The organism is Vibrio sp. OY15, assembly GCF_000742455.1.
GTDB classification, from domain to species: domain Bacteria; phylum Pseudomonadota; class Gammaproteobacteria; order Enterobacterales; family Vibrionaceae; genus Vibrio; species Vibrio alginolyticus.
The window spans coordinates 363,957-381,483 of sequence record NZ_JPIL01000006.1 but is presented as its reverse complement, the minus strand read 5'-3'; the positions used below and the strand labels follow the sequence as shown (position 1 = coordinate 381,483).

Annotated in this window: 16 protein-coding genes and 1 tRNA gene; 9 read left to right on the top strand and 8 right to left on the bottom strand. The window is 46.0% G+C overall.

What is annotated here, in order from left to right; all coding sequences use genetic code 11:
• Window positions 1-47 precede the first annotated feature (47 nt).
• Together IJ23_RS08940 and IJ23_RS08935 are read left to right on the top strand one after the other, a co-directional pair.
• Window positions 48-1,307, top strand: coding sequence for an inorganic phosphate transporter (locus tag IJ23_RS08940; RefSeq protein WP_005379898.1), 1,260 nt, complete (start codon window positions 48-50; stop codon window positions 1,305-1,307).
• Between the two features lie 178 nt (window positions 1,308-1,485).
• A complete protein-coding gene (locus IJ23_RS08935; protein WP_005379900.1) occupies window positions 1,486-2,097 on the top strand; it encodes a TIGR04211 family SH3 domain-containing protein in 612 nt (203 codons plus the stop codon).
• An 88-nt stretch (window positions 2,098-2,185) separates the two neighbouring features.
• Here the strand turns inward: IJ23_RS08935 and ggt are convergent, their stop codons facing one another.
• From ggt to IJ23_RS08920, 3 genes are all read right to left on the bottom strand, one after another.
• Entirely contained in the window at window positions 2,186-3,916 is a 1,731-nt protein-coding gene (gene ggt, locus IJ23_RS08930) for a gamma-glutamyltransferase (protein ID WP_033906083.1), read from the bottom strand.
• A gap of 273 nt (window positions 3,917-4,189) precedes the next feature.
• Window positions 4,190-4,876, bottom strand: coding sequence for a general secretion pathway protein GspB (locus IJ23_RS08925; RefSeq protein ID WP_005387437.1), 687 nt, complete (start codon window positions 4,874-4,876; stop codon window positions 4,190-4,192).
• Complete coding sequence (locus IJ23_RS08920) at window positions 4,876-6,492, bottom strand: ExeA family protein (RefSeq protein ID WP_033906082.1); 1,617 nt, start codon at window positions 6,490-6,492, stop codon at window positions 4,876-4,878. The genes IJ23_RS08925 and IJ23_RS08920 overlap by 1 nt, the downstream gene beginning before the upstream one ends.
• 137 nt (window positions 6,493-6,629) lie before the next feature.
• On the opposite strand from IJ23_RS08920, the gene IJ23_RS08915 reads away from it, so the two are divergent.
• Window positions 6,630-7,850, top strand: coding sequence for a multifunctional CCA addition/repair protein (locus IJ23_RS08915; protein ID WP_033906081.1), 1,221 nt, complete (start codon window positions 6,630-6,632; stop codon window positions 7,848-7,850).
• A 52-nt stretch (window positions 7,851-7,902) separates the two neighbouring features.
• Here IJ23_RS08915 and IJ23_RS08910 read toward each other — a convergent pair whose 3' ends face one another.
• Genes IJ23_RS08910 through folB form a run of 3 tightly spaced genes read right to left on the bottom strand, consistent with a single transcriptional unit; the run spans window position 7,903 to window position 9,559 of the window.
• Window positions 7,903-8,706: an undecaprenyl-diphosphate phosphatase gene (locus IJ23_RS08910; protein WP_033906080.1), complete on the bottom strand. Its 804-nt coding sequence runs from the start codon at window positions 8,704-8,706 to the stop codon at window positions 7,903-7,905.
• Between the two features lie 14 nt (window positions 8,707-8,720).
• Window positions 8,721-9,203, bottom strand: coding sequence for a 2-amino-4-hydroxy-6-hydroxymethyldihydropteridine diphosphokinase (folK, locus tag IJ23_RS08905; RefSeq protein WP_005387457.1), 483 nt, complete (start codon window positions 9,201-9,203; stop codon window positions 8,721-8,723).
• Window positions 9,200-9,559: a bifunctional dihydroneopterin aldolase/7,8-dihydroneopterin epimerase gene (gene folB, locus IJ23_RS08900; protein ID WP_005379859.1), complete on the bottom strand. Its 360-nt coding sequence runs from the start codon at window positions 9,557-9,559 to the stop codon at window positions 9,200-9,202. Before folB ends, folK begins: the two co-directional genes overlap by 4 nt.
• Window positions 9,560-9,809: 250 nt before the next feature.
• Here folB and plsY point away from each other — a divergent pair, with 250 nt between their 5' ends.
• On the top strand, window positions 9,810-10,421 hold the full coding sequence (plsY, locus tag IJ23_RS08895) for a glycerol-3-phosphate 1-O-acyltransferase PlsY (protein ID WP_005379857.1): 612 nt from the start codon (window positions 9,810-9,812) through the stop codon (window positions 10,419-10,421).
• A gap of 34 nt (window positions 10,422-10,455) precedes the next feature.
• On the opposite strand, the gene IJ23_RS08890 is transcribed toward plsY, so the two are convergent.
• Window positions 10,456-11,271 carry an alpha/beta fold hydrolase gene (locus IJ23_RS08890; RefSeq protein WP_005379855.1) on the bottom strand — a complete coding sequence of 272 codons (816 nt, stop codon included), beginning with the start codon at window positions 11,269-11,271 and terminating at the stop codon, window positions 10,456-10,458.
• 176 nt (window positions 11,272-11,447) lie between these two features.
• Window positions 11,448-12,464 carry a tRNA (adenosine(37)-N6)-threonylcarbamoyltransferase complex transferase subunit TsaD gene (gene tsaD, locus IJ23_RS08885; protein WP_005379854.1) on the bottom strand — a complete coding sequence of 339 codons (1,017 nt, stop codon included), beginning with the start codon at window positions 12,462-12,464 and terminating at the stop codon, window positions 11,448-11,450.
• Window positions 12,465-12,694: 230 nt separating this feature from the next.
• Between tsaD and rpsU the strand changes: the two genes are divergently transcribed.
• From rpsU to IJ23_RS08860, 5 genes are all read left to right on the top strand, one after another.
• Window positions 12,695-12,910, top strand: a complete 216-nt coding sequence (rpsU, locus tag IJ23_RS08880) for a 30S ribosomal protein S21 (protein ID WP_001145625.1) — start codon at window positions 12,695-12,697, stop codon at window positions 12,908-12,910.
• 27 nt (window positions 12,911-12,937) lie between these two features.
• Window positions 12,938-13,381 carry a GatB/YqeY domain-containing protein gene (locus IJ23_RS08875; protein ID WP_005379720.1) on the top strand — a complete coding sequence of 148 codons (444 nt, stop codon included), beginning with the start codon at window positions 12,938-12,940 and terminating at the stop codon, window positions 13,379-13,381.
• A gap of 149 nt (window positions 13,382-13,530) precedes the next feature.
• Window positions 13,531-15,297: a DNA primase gene (dnaG, locus tag IJ23_RS08870; protein ID WP_005379719.1), complete on the top strand. Its 1,767-nt coding sequence runs from the start codon at window positions 13,531-13,533 to the stop codon at window positions 15,295-15,297.
• Window positions 15,298-15,396: 99 nt separating this feature from the next.
• On the top strand, window positions 15,397-17,259 hold the full coding sequence (rpoD, locus tag IJ23_RS08865; protein ID WP_005395986.1) for an RNA polymerase sigma factor RpoD: 1,863 nt from the start codon (window positions 15,397-15,399) through the stop codon (window positions 17,257-17,259).
• Window positions 17,260-17,414: 155 nt separating this feature from the next.
• A tRNA-Ile gene (locus IJ23_RS08860) sits at window positions 17,415-17,490 on the top strand.
• Window positions 17,491-17,527 lie beyond the last annotated feature (37 nt).

Genomic DNA, 17,527 nt, shown 5'->3' with positions numbered 1-17,527 from the left:
GCGCGTAAAATTTTGTTCCGCTTGTTATAAAACAACTAGGTATTACGATGGATATCCTTGCGAACTACGGCACTGTCCTGATTATTGTTGCAGCGATTTTTGGTTTCATGATGGCGATTGGTATTGGCGCGAACGACGTTGCTAATGCGATGGGTACATCTGTAGGTTCAAAAGCGCTAACTGTAAAACAAGCTATCATCATTGCGATGATCTTCGAATTTGCAGGTGCTTACCTTGCAGGCGGTGAAGTAACCGACACTATCCGTAAAGGTGTAATCGAAACTTCTTTATTTGCTAGTCAACCAGATGTTCTTGTCTACGGCATGATGTCTGCGCTTTTAGCAGCAGGTACATGGCTGCTTCTTGCTTCTTACATGGGCTGGCCAGTATCAACGACTCACTCAATCATCGGTGCAATCATTGGTTTTGCATGCGTATCAGTAGGTACTGAAGCGGTTGACTGGGGCAGCGTTCAAGGCATTGTTGGTAGCTGGATTATTACGCCAGTGATTTCAGGTTTCTTTGCTTACGTTATCTTTGTCAGCGCACAACGCCTGATTTTTGATACAGAGAACCCTCTGTTTAACGCGAAACGTTTTGTACCTGTTTACATGTTCATCACAACAATGGTGATTGCACTTGTAACCATCAAAAAAGGTCTAAAACACGTTGGTCTTCACCTGACCAATGGTGAAGCCTGGATGTGGGCAGCAGCAGTTTCAGCACTTGTGATGATTGGCGGCTACGTATACATCCAGAAAAAATTCGCTAATCGCGAAGAGGACCGCAGCTTTTCTGGCGTGGAAGGTATCTTCAGCGTTCTGATGGTTATCACCGCTTGTGCGATGGCATTTGCACACGGTTCAAACGACGTTGCAAACGCCATTGGTCCACTGTCTGCTGTCGTATCGACTGTTGAACACATGGGCGAAATCAGCACGAAAAGCACCATCGCTTGGTGGATTCTACCTCTTGGTGGTATTGGTATCGTGGTCGGTCTTGCGACACTGGGTCACAAAGTAATGGCAACCGTTGGTACAGGCATCACCGAGCTAACGCCTAGCCGCGGTTTTGCAGCACAGCTAGCAACCGCATGTACGGTAGTTCTAGCGTCTGGTACAGGCCTGCCAATTTCAACCACTCAAACATTGGTTGGTGCGGTTCTCGGTGTTGGCTTTGCTCGTGGTATCGCAGCACTGAACCTAGGCGTAGTTCGTAACATCGTGGCATCATGGATCGTTACACTACCAGCGGGTGCGTTATTGGCCGTAGTGTTCTTCTACGGACTTCAAGCGATGTTCGCTTAAGACACTCGTCAATAGAATGTAAGCGCTTTGTCATTATTGACTCAAACGCACAGAAAGGGAGGCTTTGCCTCCCTTCTTTGTTGCACCGAGGTTTGAAACTGCATACTATTCGTCTATTTCCGGCTCCAATCATTCGGTGCCAACGCTGTCTCCAAGAAAAATCGTTAAGGGATTTACTGTGAAAAAACTAATCATCACGGTTTTGTTTACTTTGCTAGCAGCGCCAGCGGCCCTAGCAGCAGACCGTTATATTTCTGATGACCTCTTCACTTTTATGCACTCAGGTCCAAATAACACCTACCGTATTATCGGTAGTGTTAACGCCGGTTCTAAAGTACAACTGATTAAAACCAACCGAGATACCGGCTACACGCAAGTTCGTGATGACCGTGGTCGCACTGGTTGGGTACAAAGCAAGTTTGTGACAAACCAAGAGAGCATGGCAATTCGCCTTCCTCGCATTGAGAAAGAGCTAGCCGAAGTAAAAGAGCAGCTTGCTAATGCTCGTCAAACTTCTGATGCAGAGAAAGCCGGTCTTGTTACCTCTCTCGAAACACGTAACCAACAAATTTCAGATCTAGAAAATAAATACTCTGAGATCAGCGATCAGCTTACTTCTGTTGAAACAGAAAACCGCGAGCTACGCGCAAAACTGGATACACAAAAAGATGACATGCTGCTTAAGTACTTCACTTATGGCGGCGGTGTTGCAGGTTTAGGTTTACTATTTGGTTTGATTCTTCCGCATGTCATGCCTCGTAGAAAGCGCTCTCCTGCGGGTTGGGCATAAACCCTTACGCTTTTATCTTTAAAAAGAACGCAAAAGCCAGTCGATATTGACTGGCTTTTTAGTTTGCTTCGTTTGACAGAAGTGAGTACTACTCCCCCATTGAACTAGAGGCTCGACGACGATCCGTTGCGCCATAAAGCTTGCCATCTTTTAGCTCAATTGCATTCAAACCGCTTACCACTGGAATAACGTGCACTGGGTAGCCAAGCTCCATAAACTCAGGCACCAACATTTCTGCGAACGTTTTCTTTTCCACCAGCAAACCAGTCGGGTCATAAGACTTGGTGCGGTCTATCTTAGTGCCATACTGGATGTTTGGTAAGTCAATAGCCTCTTGCGCTGATAAATTCCAATCCAGCACCCCAACCACGGTTTTGAGTACATACCCCGGGATTTGTGAACTACCTGGTGACCCAACCACCAAACGCAAGTTATCATCACTGTCCATCACCATTAATGGCGTAATAGCCGAACGTGGACGCTTGCCCGCTTCAATTGAGTTTTGCGTAGGCTTGCCGTTAACCGTTGGCTGAGGTGAGAAGTTAGCCATCTGCGCGTTCAAGATAACGCCATCGACCATCACACCCGAGCCCATACCCGTTCCTACCGTACTGGTCATCGCAATTGCATTTCCATCTCTATCTACGATAGAAATATGCCCTGTATCTTTGCTCTCGAAGCCTTGATATTGCGCATACTGAGTTTGCGTTATCTGTCCTGCTTTTGGATCCTCTTCTGAAGTGCCATTATCGGGGATTAAATCACGTCTCTGATCTAGATAGGCTTTAGACAACAACTGTTCAACTGGCGCTTCCACATAATCCGGATCTCCGGCATACGCAATACGATCGGCTTTTGCAATTCGCATCGCTTCAGTCATGAGACGCCAAGGTTCCACATCCGTTTTCGCCATATGGGCAATGTCATAGGGTGCAAGCAGTTCAAGACTCTGAGCGACCATCACACCACCCGAAGCTGGGTAACCAAAAGAGACGATTTTATTCCCACGGTAGTCGCTCTCAATGATGTCACGCTGCTTCACTTGGTAATGTTTAAAATCTTCTAAAGACAACTTCTCGTGTTGGTCATCAATACGACTATTAACCGTCTCTACGATGTGCTGACCAAGCTCACCACCATAAAGGTAACTATCGCCTTGTTGCGCGATCTTCCTCAGCGTCTCAGCCATCTTAGGGTTCTTCATCAAGGTTCCCGTCGGCTTAATATCATCCCCTTGCCAATACAAGGCTTTCACTTCCGGATCTTGCTCAAGTCGGCTTTGCTCTCTTACTACGATGTCGTAGGTGTAGCTGTTCATCGCGTACCCATTGCTCGCCAATGTAATCGCCGGCTTAATCAGCTCTGCCCATGGCAACTTGCCGTATTGTTCATGAGTGGTGTAAAGCAACCGCAACGTGCCCGGAACCGCAACAGAACGAGGGCCTAATATTTCGTTGCGACTGAGTACTTCCCCATTCTCAACAAACATTTCAGGGTTCGCGCTAGAGGGCGCTTCATCTCGACCATCAAGGGCCAGAAATTTTTTCTCGTCATGTTGATAAAACAGCGCGAAAGTCCCGCCGCCAATTCCGGTCATATCTGGCTCAACGACAGACATCACCATCTGCATCGCGACCATAGCATCAACAGCGTTACCGCCTTCTTTCAATATTGAGTAACCGGTACTGCTCACGTAAGGATTCGTCGCACTGACCATGAAATCTTGCCCGCGACTATCTGGTGTAACTGGGAATGGGTCTGGCTTTGCTGCATAGCTTGTCGATGCAACAATACTTAAAGAAAAAATCAGAATACGCATGTGTCTCTGTTTAGACTCCTATTATGTGATGGGGTCTAACGTGGACCAAGTCATTACTCCGAAGTTCGTGAAGATGGTGTCTTTTTACACAACGCTGACTGGAATCGCGCTATCAATAGATGAATGATATTGGTGCTATTTAAACGACTGAGAAAAGCTATATTTTGCTTGTTTGAGTATCTAAAAATCATCACCAGAATAGATGCAAAAGATGCTCTGAAAAATAAAAAGCCAGCGATATGATTTCGCTGGCTTGATGTGTTTCTACAAGAGTTACCCTTTCCACTCATACAACGCTGGTATACGAATTTGCTCACCTTGGAACTCAACAATCACCGCTTGCGGTTGTATTTCTCTTAGAGTGACCTGATCATCAACGACATCCCCTTGATGATACTCAACATTGTTAATTTTCACCCAACGGCGATTTTCATCACTAGCGTACATATGGGTTTGCAAATTAAGCGCAGGTAGACGCCCTTGCCACTGGTGAGCGTTGCGCTCTAAATCGTTCACGCGTGCCGTTTGTGATGACGAATTGTCATCATCTCGGGATAAGGCATTTTCGACCTTCCTAGCTAAATCAGGAGATAATGAGGATAAATCCAGATCATCCAAAGACAACCCGAGGTCCTCTTCAGCAGCAGAAGTCGTTTGGGTTGATGCTGAGTTGCGTGTTTCATCTCTGCTTGGTGTATGGCTCGTGTATTCATCGGGGGTGGTAAATGTACCAAAATCACGCGATAGCTCTGCACTTGGCCACTCTCTTGGCAATTGGGCCAACTGGGTGTTCTCTGGATAGTCCAATACTTTGAAAGGTGATACCACTTCGACCTTTTCTATCGGGGACGTTGTATCTACTTCAACACTCGGTGCAAAGAGATCTAAGTACCAAGCGACTCCGATAGCAGAAGCAGTGATTGGCAGCAAGAACAGACCTATATGTTTCACAGCTGACATTATGCGTCCTCCTTCTCGATTCTCGCCAGTTGAGGCGCATCTGGCTGAACATTTTGCTGAAGTCGGTCTAGCGTTCGCTTACCTGCAATACCATCGACACCAATTCCTTGCCAACGTTGAAATAATTCGACTCGCTCTTTCATCGCACCATCAAAAATAGACGTTTCAAGCAGTGGCTCACTCACCGCTTCTGCTAATAATCGGTCTAATACTTCAATCGCAGGGCCTTCCATGTCTAAACGTAATGTTTCATTCAGCGGAGCATGCCACAGTTCGATAATATTGCCCTGCCACAACGGCTTTAGCCACGAAACTGGCAGACGAAGACGCTGCTTACCATTGAGCACTTCAGCTTGGTCATTACCGACGGCATATAGAATGACATACCCAACATCACCTTGATAATTCAACTCCAAGATCACAGGGCGATTTTGTTGCATCAACAGCGGCCAAGTCGCCATTTTACGCTCACAACGCATAGTCGACTGCGGTTCTGACAAACAAAGATTATCGCGAACCGATGCTTGATATCCCCACAAACGATACAAATCATTTACAGCGAGGTTCGACTGTTTTTGTGTTAACAATAAATCACGCTGCTCATCAGTTAACTGTTGGCTGACGACGGTTGGTGTTGGCTCTACTCTTGGCTCCGTCACTTGTGTCAACACTGACGTCGCTTGAGCTGGCATATAATTCACGACCGCCCACCCCGTACTTAATGCAGCAATAAGGCCTACCGTGACAGAGCCCCAAGCAGGCCAACGGAAAGTCCGGCGCTCTTTTTTATCTTGCTGATAAATATCTGCCTGAAACTGCATCACCTCTTCACAGGCCTGCTGAACGGTTTGCTTATCCACCACCACATTACCCTGGTGATAACTAATGTTGAGGGATTTGTCACAGATAAGGTTGATGAGCCGCGGTATACCGTGACTGTATTTGGCTATAAGTTTACAAGAAGCACGATTAAACAGTTGCTGGTCGCCACCTGCTGTATGTAGTCGAAATGCGATGTAATCTTCTGTCTCTTTTTCATCCAACGGCAACAGGTGATAACGCCCGGTAATACGCTGGGCAAGTTGGCGTAGTTGTGTTGTTTGTAATAACCGCTGCAATTCAGGCTGCCCGACCAACAACACTTTGAGCAATTTTCTGGTATCGGTTTCCAAGTTGGTCAACAAGCGCAACTGCTCTAGAACGTCGGCAGCAAGGTGTTGAGCCTCATCAATGACCAGCAATGTCTGCCAGCCTGAACGATAATTACGCAGCAAATATTGATGGATAACCTGGTTTAGCTGTTTGAGGTTTGCATCTGGCGGATAGGTGATTTTGAACTCATCGCAAATGGCTTCGAGCAAGTCTCTACTCGAAAACGTGGGATTGAGAATAAGACCCGCTTTGGTGTTATCACCCAAATTCGCCAGCATCGCTTTTGCGACGGTCGTTTTGCCTGTACCTACTTCGCCAGTAAGCATAGCAAAGCCACCGCCATCGCCTAGCCCAGCTTGGAGATGTGTGATTGCCTCTTTGTGACGTTGGCTTAAATACAAATAACGTGAGTTTGGAACAATCGAAAATGGTTGTTCGACAAACCCAAAAAAGTCCTTATACATTAGGCTCTCCAGCTAAAAAACCACCTGGGAATAGTCAGACATGGTATAAACGCTCTTCTTCTATTCTTAGGAGTAAAGAAAAGTACCATTGCTTGCTACAATGTCCAACGGCATATCCATAAATTAAGAGGTAATTCGTGCAAGTTTATTTAGTAGGTGGCGCAGTTCGAGATAAATTGCTCGGAATTGATAGTTATGACAACGACTGGGTGGTCGTAGGCTCGACGCCCGAGATGATGCTGTCCCAAGGATACACCGCCGTTGGTAAAGACTTTCCTGTATTTCTGCATCCCAAAAGTAAAGAAGAATATGCCCTTGCACGAACAGAGAGAAAGTCAGGTTCTGGTTACACTGGTTTTGAATGTTTCTTCGATCAAAACGTCACCTTAGAAGAAGATTTGATACGTCGTGATTTAACCATTAACGCGATGGCAATGGAGAGTGATGGCACGATCCATGACCCATATGGTGGCCAGCAAGATCTCAACGATAAACTGCTACGCCATGTATCAGACGCCTTTATTGAAGACCCTCTACGCGTTTTACGTGTCGCTCGCTTCGCAGCGAAGCTTGCTGATCTAAACTTTACGGTTGCCGACGAAACCATGCGGTTAATGCGTCACATGGCAGAGTCCGGAGAGCTGAGCACACTGACTCCCGAGCGTGTTTGGCAAGAATGGCATAAATCTCTCTCTACTCCTCGCCCTGATATTTTCTTATCGGTTCTACGAGACTGTGGTGCATTAACCGTGGTGTTACCTGAAATTGATGCACTATTTGGCGTACCTCAACCTGAGAAGTGGCATCCAGAAATCGATACTGGCATCCATACTTTGATGGTGGCAGAGCAAGCCGCAAAATTGAGTAACTCACTCCCCGTCAGGTTTGCCGCCCAAGTGCATGACTTGGGTAAGGGCGTGACGCCAGAGAGCGAATGGCCAAGCCACAAAATGCATTGCCATACAGGATTAAAACTGATCAAAAAGCTGTGCGAACGTGTCCGGGTACCAAATGAGTTTCGTGATTTAGCCTTGATGGTGTGCGAACAGCACTCCAATATTCATCGCGCGGCTGAACTTAAACCACAAACCATAATTAAAATACTCAATAAGCTCGATGTGTGGCGTAAGTCCGAACGTCTGCAAGATATCTTGCTTTGCTGCCAAGCGGATCACGCTGGTCGTAAAGGACTGGAAACGCAACCATATCCACAGGCGGATATTTTTAGGCAAGCCTACCAAGCAGCAGCGGCAGTTGACGTTCAAATCATAATCAAAGAGGGCTTTAAAGGCCCTGCGATTCGTGACGAGCAAGAAAAACGACGTATTGAAGCAGTGAAAGCAGCACTTAAGAAGTAACGAACAAACAAAAACGCCCGCGGATTTCGCGGGCGTTTTTCGTTAACATCAATTATGAACTTAATAGAAAAGCGAACAAACCGATGCCCAAAATCAGACGGTAAATCACAAACGGTGTCATGCCCATGCGTGAAATCATCTTCAAGAAGAAGTGGATACAGATGTACGCACTGATAAACGATGTGATAATGCCAGTCATTAAGAAACCAACATGGACAGGTTCACCACTGGTCACTAACTTCATGCCTAAGTAGCTACCAGCTAATGTAATGATTGGGATCGACATTAAAAATGAAAAGCGCGCAGCCGCTTCTCGAGTAAAGCCAAGGTAAAGCGCTGCTGTGATGGTCGCCCCTGAACGTGAAGTTCCAGGAATCATCGCTAAGGCTTGAGCAATACCGATAAATACAGCTTTCTTCCAACCCGTTTGGTATTCATCGGCAACGAGTTTAGCGTTTTTGTCTACCCACCATAGCAACAGGCCAAATACGATCGTAGTAGTCGCGATAACGTAAGCGCTACGTAGATACACTTCAATGATGTCTTTCATCAATAAGCCGAACACACAAGCTGGAATCGTCGCAATCACGATCATCCAAGCCAATTTAGCTTCTTTACTGCGATCTCCTTTAAAGATCGAAGCAAATAACGCTTGAAACAAAGTGATTACTTCATGACGAAAATAGATCACGACAGCCATTAATGTACCGACGTGAACAGCAACATCAAAGGCTAGACCTTGGTCTTCCCATCCTAAAATAGCGGAAGGCAGGATCAAATGGGCAGAGCTTGAAATAGGCAAAAACTCTGTCAGCCCCTGAATCAGAGCCAAAATAAAGGCTTCAAAATAACTCATGTAAACAACTCAAATTAAAAATGAAAGGAAACGGGTTTGAGCGAATCGACTGGCTGCATAGCATGCCAAATGTCTGCGACTGTGCGTCCATCGCCTGGGATCACTAATTGCGGTTCGAGATCATACAGCGGCTTTGTGACAAAAGGATATTTGTAGATATCACTGCGAGGTAGCTCAGGTTTTTTCTTGGAGACGCGCTCACCGAACAACACTATATCGAGATCCAGTGTTCGATCCTGATACTTTTGCGCGTTTTCTTCGCGTCCCCACTTAAATTCAATCTCGCGTAGTTGATGGCTCAACTCTTCTAATGACAACTCGGTACGCATTGCAACGACAAAGTTGTAGAAATTCTTGCTGCTAAAACCAATAGGTTCGCATTCATATATCGGTGATACGAGGAGATTTTCTCCAAGCCGTTGCAGCTCCTGATACGCAGCAAGCACATGTTGCTCTCTTTCTACGTTCGTCCCAACACCGATATAGGTGGTGATCATGCTCGGCCTCGCTCAATCACCACACCAACAGCACGTGCTTGCGGCACGGCGCCAGGCTTCGCTAGGCGGATTTTCACCCAAGGCACTGAGAAACGCAGCATGATAAGCTCTGCTACTTCTTCAGCCACGCGCTCGACCAGTAAGAAACGACCATTTTCAATGTGGTTAAGTACCGCCTCACTCACCTGCGAATAATCCAGTGCATCTTGCACATCATCACTTTTGCCCGCAGGTTTATTATCGTGTGCCATTTCAATATCTAGAACCAACTTTTGTTTGATTTGTTGCTCCCAGTCGTACACGCCAATTGTGGTGATTACTTCTAACTGTTCAATAAAAACTTTATCCAGAGCCATCTTATGTCCTTCTATTACAGAGGTCGGATACCCGTGAGGGGTAATTTGATCGTAGTATTCTATACCTAAGTAACATTTACTTTGGTCATCACAATGTTACTTAGGTATAAACTGCGAAAGCATCTTTATATACAAGAAATCACATAATGCAAGCTCTATCACAGTGAGGATTTCTGCATTATGTAAATTCGGGGTATGATAGCAACTACGCGGGAACCGAGCATTAAATTCCAATCCATCAAGGACTTCTATGGACGCACTGGCACTGATAATGACAATGGCCGCCTATTTATTAGGTTCGGTTTCCAGTGCGGTTTTGATCTGTCGACTCTTAAAACTGCCAGACCCACGCAGTGTGGGATCTAACAATCCTGGAGCAACGAACGTATTGCGTATTGGCGGACGAGGAGCCGCTGTTTCAGTCTTGTTGTGCGATATGCTCAAAGGCACTATCCCCGTGTGGGGCGGATACTTTCTTGGTATCGACCCTATCATTCTTGGCGTCATCGCCATTGCTGCCTGTCTTGGCCACATGTACCCCATCTTTTTCCACTTTAAAGGCGGAAAAGGTGTCGCAACCGCGCTTGGCGCTATCGCTCCGATTGGTTTGGACTTAACAGGATTGGTGATGTTAACTTGGCTGTCAGTAGCCGCGCTATTCCGCTATTCATCCTTAGCGGCTCTCGTCACGGTTTTGGTCACTCCGTTTTATACTTGGATGTTTAAACCGCAATACACGTTACCTGTTGCTATGCTGTGTTGCTTAATCGTATTTAAGCATCATCAAAATATTCGTCGGCTTTTGTCTGGCGACGAGCCAAAAATCGGCGAGAAGAAACTGACACAAAAAAACTCGGCTTAATGCCGAGTTTTTCGTTTAAAGAGGGATGCATTGGTTACGCATGAACTCGATTCAGGAAGTTCAACAACATTTGGTTGACGAACTCCGGCTGTTCTAAACAACTGATGTGTCCCGCTTGCGGAATTTCTACCAACTCACTGCCCGTGATACAGTCTTTCATTAAATACGATTCGAAAACCGGGCGAGGCTTATCTTCACAGCCCACCGCAATTAACGTCGGCAGAGCGAATTTTTCCGAATCTTCAATCACATCACGGCGACCAAACACCATGCGCCCCATGCGAGCTACTTCCACCGCACGCTCACCGTTCAGCTCTTCTAAACTGCGTTTGAATGAAGCGACAAGTTTAGGGTTATCCTGATTGACGTTGTTGGCAAAGAACAGCGGCACAACGGCTTCAATAATTGGCGCAGGCACTGCTTGGACTTGGCTGATGGTATCAAGCATTGCAAAATACTTTTTATACGTAACTTCTGGCTCCCAGCCAATGAAGGTATCCATCAATACCAGTGACTTAACACGTTGCGGCGCTTGAGCCGTTAGCTCAGCTCCCCACATGCCGCCAACAGATAAGCCCACTATCGAGAATTCTTCGATATCTAAATGATCCATCAATGCCAACATATGTTGTGCATAGTCGGCCAATGACTGTGTCGATGCAGGTGCAGCGTCCGATTCACCATGTGCCCAAAGATCTGGCACAATACAACGGAATGACTGGCTTAAAACCTCAACTTGTGGCGCCCACATTTGGCTATCCCAAAGGTAACTATGACCAAATAGAAGCACAGGGCCCTCACCTTTATCTAGATAAGCAAGTTGCTGACCTTCAATTTCAAACTTATTCATTGTTATATCCATTTCTTATTCTTCCACGTCATCCTAGCACTGAAACAATCGCGAACTGATCGCATCAGTCAGAATGTAAAACGAGGCGGTTCATTGAATAATTAAAAATAAAGGCCTCTGAGGAGCAGAGACCTTTATTACAAAGAACCGGTTTCAAACCTACCGCATAAATTTGACTAAGCGACAGGTGTTAGTTGATCAATTGGCCAACGTGGACGAGCCTCTACTGACATATCAGCCACTTCGCCATTCTTCAAGCGCTGCATGCCTGCGTAAGCGATCATCGCACCGTTATCTGTACAGAACTCAGTACGTGGGTAGTAAACTTCGCCGCCAACTTTCTTCGCTAACTTCTCTAACTCAGCTCGCAAACGACGGTTAGCACTCACACCACCAGCAATAACAATGCGTTTCATGCCTGTTTGCTCAAGCGCGCGCTTACATTTAATAGCCAACGTAGCACACACAGCCTCTTCAAATGCCAATGCGATGTCCGCGCGGGTTTGCTCGTCATCACCGTTTGCAGCAATCGTGTTAGCCGTAAAGGTTTTTAGACCAGAGAAACTCATGTCCAAACCTGGCACATTCGTCATTGGGCGCGGGAACTTAAAGCGGCCCGGTGTACCTTTTTCCGCCAGTTTAGATAATAGTGGACCGCCTGGGTAATCCAAACCCATTAGCTTCGCTGTTTTATCAAACGCTTCTCCCGCCGCATCATCAATCGACTCACCTAGAATTTTGTACTCACCGATGCCTCTCACTTCCACCATCATAGAGTGGCCGCCCGATACTAATACCGCCACAAACGGGAACGGTGGAGGGTTATCTTCCAACATTGGGGCCAATAGGTGACCTTCCATATGATGAACAGGTACCGCTGGCACTCCCCAAGCATAAGCAATACTGCGACCGATAGTCGCACCCACTAATAGCGCCCCAACAAGACCAGGCCCCGCGGTATACGCGACACCATCGATGTCTTTTGAAGTTAAGTTCGCTTCTTTTAGTGCCTCTTTAATAAGAGGAATGGTTTTCTTTACGTGGTCACGTGAAGCCAACTCAGGCACCACACCGCCGTAATCTGCGTGCAGTTTTACTTGGCTGTATAGCTTGTGTGACAAGAGACCGTTTTCATCGTCATAAATTGCGATGCCAGTCTCGTCACAAGAGGTTTCAATACCAATAATGCGCATGGTTTTCTCAGTATGCTTTCTGTATAGAGGAAATTTGGGCGTCATATTACCTCGCCTTGGTGCTGCAAACAAATTTTGTACAGACAATAATCGACAAAAGGCTTTACAAAGTAGTTGTGATCGGATTAAAATTCCGCACCATTTTTGATCAAGCTGGTAAGAGACCTAACAATTGTGATTTGGTCTGTTGAATACCAGCGTTAACGAATAACCCCTGAGGTGAAAGGCATATGCCAGTAGTTAAAGTACGTGAAAACGAACCGTTCGACGTTGCTCTACGTCGTTTTAAGCGCTCTTGCGAAAAAGCAGGTATCCTTTCTGAAGTGCGTCGTCGTGAGCACTACGAAAAACCAACTACAGTTCGCAAACGCGCTAAAGCAGCGGCTCAAAAGCGTCACGCTAAGAAGCTAGCTCGCGAAAACGCTCGTCGCGTTCGCCTGTACTAATAACTGAGCTCCAAAAGGAATTTAGTTATGGCTCTGATTGATCAACTCAAAGAAGAGCAAAAATTAGCGATGAAAGCCAAGGACAAATTGCGCCTTGGTACTATTCGTTTAGCCCTATCAGCAATCAAGCAACGTGAAGTTGACGAACAGATTACTCTGAACGATGACGACATTCTTGCAGTATTGACCAAGATGGTTAAACAACGTCGCGACTCTGTAGCGCAGTTTGAAGCAGCGGGTCGTCAAGATCTTGCTGATGCGGAACAAGCAGAAATTACCGTTCTTGAGGACTTTATGCCTCAACCACTGACAGACGAAGAAGTAGCGGCTCTCATCGAGAACGCGATTGCTGAATCTGGCGCAGCTGGCATGCAAGACATGGGCAAAGTAATGGGCGTTCTGAAACCGCAAATTCAAGGGCGTGCAGATATGGGTAAAGTAAGCGGTTTAGTTCGCGCTAAATTGGCTTAAGGTACCCCACCCAATTGCAGCAAGCCGTGCTATCCTTTGGAGCGCACGGCTTGTTTGTATCTGGATGGATGGAATGAAATCAATGAGCAATACGCTCATTCTTTTAAGGCATTCACTCCACTCATCATCTTCTTTTTTTGTTAGGTTTTATGGCTGGACACATCCCTCGCAGTTTTATCGATGACCTTCTAGCTCGACTTGATATTGTCGATATCATCGACGCACGTGTGAAACTTAAGAAAAAAGGCAAAAACTACGGCGCATGCTGCCCGTTCCACAACGAAAAGACACCCTCATTCAGTGTCAGTCAAGAAAAGCAGTTCTACCATTGTTTTGGTTGTGGCGCGCATGGAAATGCCATCGATTTTTTGATGGAATTCGACCGACTAGAATTCGTCGAAGCCATTGAAGAACTCGCTTCATACTTGGGTTTAGATGTTCCTCGCGAACAACGTAGCGGCGGTAATGGTTCGTTTCAATCAGGCCCACAAGCAAGCAGCAGTGAAAAACGTAACCTATACGACTTAATGGGCAGCATTGCTCAATTTTATCGTAACCAACTCAAACAGCCAGCAAGTAAGGTGGCGATTGAGTATCTAAAAGATCGCGGCCTGTCTGGTGAAATCGTCCAGAAGTTTGGCATCGGCTATGTGGCTGATGAATGGGATTTAGTTCGTAAGAACTTTGGCCAGAATAAAGAAAACCAAGACATGCTCGTCACTGGCGGCATGTTGATTGAAAACGATAAAGGCAACCGCTACGACCGATTCCGTGGTCGAGTGATGTTTCCTATTCGAGACAGACGCGGTCGAGTAATAGGCTTTGGTGGTCGAGTATTAGGTGATGGGACACCAAAATATCTCAACTCACCCGAAACCCCGATATTTCATAAAGGTAAAGAGTTGTATGGCCTTTATGAAGTACTACAAGCGTACCGTGAGCCACCACAAATTTTAGTGGTTGAAGGCTATATGGATGTTGTCGCGCTTGCTCAATATGGCGTAGATTATTCCGTTGCCTCATTGGGAACCTCGACAACGGGCGATCACTTGCAAGTGTTATTCAGGCAAACAAGCACCGTCGTGTGTTGTTATGACGGTGACCGCGCAGGCCGTGAAGCCGCGTGGCGTGCCATGGAAAATGCATTGCCTTACCTAACGGATGGTCGCCAGTTAAAATTCATGTTTTTGCCGGATGGAGAAGATCCCGACTCTTATATCCGACAAAACGGAAAACAAGCATTTGAGCAGCAAGTGTCTAATGCGATGCCCTTGTCTGAATTCATGTTCAGCTCATTGACTCAGCAGGTCGATATGAGCACGAAAGAAGGCATGGCAAAACTGAGTACTCTTGCGGTTCCTCTCATTGATAAAGTCCCTGGCGGCACTTTAAGACTATACTTGAGAGAATTGCTTGGCCGCCGTTTGGGTTTGGTTGATGAACGCCAACTACAGCAGCTAATTTCAAAACAAGGTAAAGAGGATAAAAGGCCTCAACCTCATAAAGAAATCAAGCGAACGCCGATGCGAGAAGTGATCGCGTTACTGATTCAAAACCCACAATACGTAAGTATGGTGCCAGATCTAACTAGCGTTAGAGATTTGCCCATTCCTGGTCTAAGTTTATTTGTTGATGTACTTGATAAATGCCAAGCGCATCCCCATATCAACACAGGCCAATTATTAGAGCATTGGCGAAACAGCCAAAATGAGACCCTTCTGTCTCGTCTCGCGAGTTGGGACATTCCACTCGATGAGGACAACCAAGAAGAAATCTTTTTAGACTCACTGGATAAAATTATTGCCCAGTGCGTAGAAAAACAAATTGAAAACCTGCAGGCCAAAGCAAGAAGTGTCGGTTTATCAGCCGAAGAGAAAAGGGAGCTGCTAGCACTTATGCTAGATTTAAAAGCGTAACCCTGTTTAATTAGTCAGCAACGATTTAATTTGTTATAGTAAGTGGTTTGCATTTCGCATACTGATTCCTTCACCAGATTACGAAGTTGGATACCGTCTATGGATCACAATCCGCAGTCACAGCTAAAGTCACTTGTTATTAAAGGCAAGGAACAAGGCTATCTGACCTACGCCGAAGTAAATGACCACCTACCTGCTGAAATCGTAGATTCAGAACAGGTAGAAGACATCATTCAGATGATCAACGACATGGGCATTAAGGTAGTAGAAACTGCTCCTGATGCTGATGATTTAGCACTGAACGATGACACAAATATTACCGATGAAGATGCAGCCGAAGCTGCAGCCGCTGCACTTTCTAGCGTAGAGAGTGAGATTGGTCGTACAACAGACCCAGTACGTATGTACATGCGTGAGATGGGTACTGTCGAACTTCTAACTCGCGAAGGCGAAATCGACATCGCAAAACGTATTGAAGAAGGTATTAACCAAGTTCAATCGTCTGTTGCTGAATACCCAGGCACAATTCCGTACATTCTTGAGCAATTTGACAAAGTTCAAGCTGAAGAACTACGTCTTACAGACCTAATTTCAGGTTTTGTAGATCCAGATGCTGACGACACCGCTGCACCAACGGCAACACACATCGGTTCTGAACTGACTGAATCTCAGTTAGAAGAAGAAGACGATGAAGACGTTGATGACGACGAAGATAGCGATGACGATTCAGATGATTCTGAAGAAGATGTAGGTATCGATCCTGAATTAGCGCTAGAGAAATTCAACCAACTACGCAGCACCTATCAAAATCTTCAATTAGCAATCAACGAGTACGGCTATAACAGCCCGAAAGCAACCGTTGCTAATGAAATGATGCTAGACGTATTCCGCGAGTTTCGTCTAACGCCTAAACAGTTTGATCACCTAGTGAATGAACTGCGTACTGCTATGGATCGCGTTCGTACACAAGAGCGTCTGATCATGAAGTCAGTGGTTGAATACGGCAAAATGCCGAAGAAATCATTCATCGCGCTGTTCACTGGTAATGAATCAAGTGAAGCTTGGCTGGATGAAGTTCTTGCTTCAGACAAGCCATACGCTGAAAAGATCAAACGTAACGAAGAAGAAATCCGTCGTTCAATCGCTAAGCTAAAAATGATTGAAGAAGAGACTTCTCTAAACGTACAGAACATTAAAGACATCAGCCGTCGTATGTCTATCGGTGAAGCAAAAGCTCGCCGTGCGAAGAAAGAGATGGTTGAAGCGAACTTGCGTCTTGTAATTTCTATCGCGAAGAAATACACCAACCGTGGCCTACAGTTCTTGGATCTGATCCAGGAAGGTAACATCGGTCTGATGAAAGCGGTAGATAAGTTCGAATATCGTCGTGGTTACAAGTTCTCGACTTACGCAACGTGGTGGATCCGTCAGGCAATCACTCGTTCAATCGCGGACCAAGCACGTACGATTCGTATCCCGGTACACATGATCGAAACGATCAACAAGCTAAACCGTATTTCTCGTCAAATGTTGCAAGAGATGGGTCGCGAGCCACTACCGGAAGAACTGGCAGAGCGCATGCAAATGCCAGAAGACAAGATTCGTAAAGTTCTAAAAATCGCTAAAGAGCCTATCTCAATGGAGACACCAATCGGTGACGACGAAGATTCGCATCTAGGTGATTTTATCGAAGATACAACGCTAGAACTTCCGCTAGATTCTGCAACAGCAACTAGCCTTAAAGTGGCAACAAAAGACGTGCTTGCAGGTCTAACGCCACGTGAAGCGAAAGTACTTCGTATGCGCTTTGGTATCGACATGAACACTGACCATACTCTAGAAGAAGTTGGTAAGCAGTTCGACGTTACTCGTGAGCGTATCCGTCAGATCGAAGCAAAAGCACTACGTAAACTTCGTCACCCAAGCCGCTCAGAGACTCTGCGCAGCTTCCTAGACGAATAATCGCAGCGCATACAAGCTTTTAGAAATCAAAAAAGGTGACTTTAGGTCACCTTTTTTATTATCTACTGTTCTAAGTGGATAAAAACTAAGCGCAATTGCCCTAGTTGGTATCTAGACACCTTGCAACGCTTCCCCTATAATCGTTGTCCTATTAAGGCCCCTTAGCTCAGTGGTTAGAGCAGTCGACTCATAATCGATTGGTCCGCAGTTCAAGTCTGCGAGGGGCCACCATTCAAATCAAGCACTTATCGCTTATCCTCTTTTGAAT

What these genes read in the sequence shown, in the direction of transcription:
- IJ23_RS08940 (WP_005379898.1), top strand. Translation starts at nt 48, where the DNA reads ATGGATATCCTTGCGAACTACGGCACTGTCCTGATTATTGTTGCAGCG.
- ggt (WP_033906083.1), bottom strand. Translation starts at nt 3,916, where the DNA reads ATGCGTATTCTGATTTTTTCTTTAAGTATTGTTGCATCGACAAGCTAT.
- IJ23_RS08925 (WP_005387437.1), bottom strand. Translation starts at nt 4,876, where the DNA reads ATGTCAGCTGTGAAACATATAGGTCTGTTCTTGCTGCCAATCACTGCT.
- IJ23_RS08920 (WP_033906082.1), bottom strand. Translation starts at nt 6,492, where the DNA reads ATGTATAAGGACTTTTTTGGGTTTGTCGAACAACCATTTTCGATTGTT.
- IJ23_RS08910 (WP_033906080.1), bottom strand. Translation starts at nt 8,706, where the DNA reads ATGAGTTATTTTGAAGCCTTTATTTTGGCTCTGATTCAGGGGCTGACA.
- folK (WP_005387457.1), bottom strand. Translation starts at nt 9,203, where the DNA reads ATGATCACCACCTATATCGGTGTTGGGACGAACGTAGAAAGAGAGCAA.
- folB (WP_005379859.1), bottom strand. Translation starts at nt 9,559, where the DNA reads ATGGCTCTGGATAAAGTTTTTATTGAACAGTTAGAAGTAATCACCACA.
- plsY (WP_005379857.1), top strand. Translation starts at nt 9,810, where the DNA reads ATGGACGCACTGGCACTGATAATGACAATGGCCGCCTATTTATTAGGT.
- IJ23_RS08890 (WP_005379855.1), bottom strand. Translation starts at nt 11,271, where the DNA reads ATGAATAAGTTTGAAATTGAAGGTCAGCAACTTGCTTATCTAGATAAA.
- tsaD (WP_005379854.1), bottom strand. Translation starts at nt 12,464, where the DNA reads ATGCGCATTATTGGTATTGAAACCTCTTGTGACGAGACTGGCATCGCA.
- rpsU (WP_001145625.1), top strand. Translation starts at nt 12,695, where the DNA reads ATGCCAGTAGTTAAAGTACGTGAAAACGAACCGTTCGACGTTGCTCTA.
- IJ23_RS08875 (WP_005379720.1), top strand. Translation starts at nt 12,938, where the DNA reads ATGGCTCTGATTGATCAACTCAAAGAAGAGCAAAAATTAGCGATGAAA.
- dnaG (WP_005379719.1), top strand. Translation starts at nt 13,531, where the DNA reads ATGGCTGGACACATCCCTCGCAGTTTTATCGATGACCTTCTAGCTCGA.
- rpoD (WP_005395986.1), top strand. Translation starts at nt 15,397, where the DNA reads ATGGATCACAATCCGCAGTCACAGCTAAAGTCACTTGTTATTAAAGGC.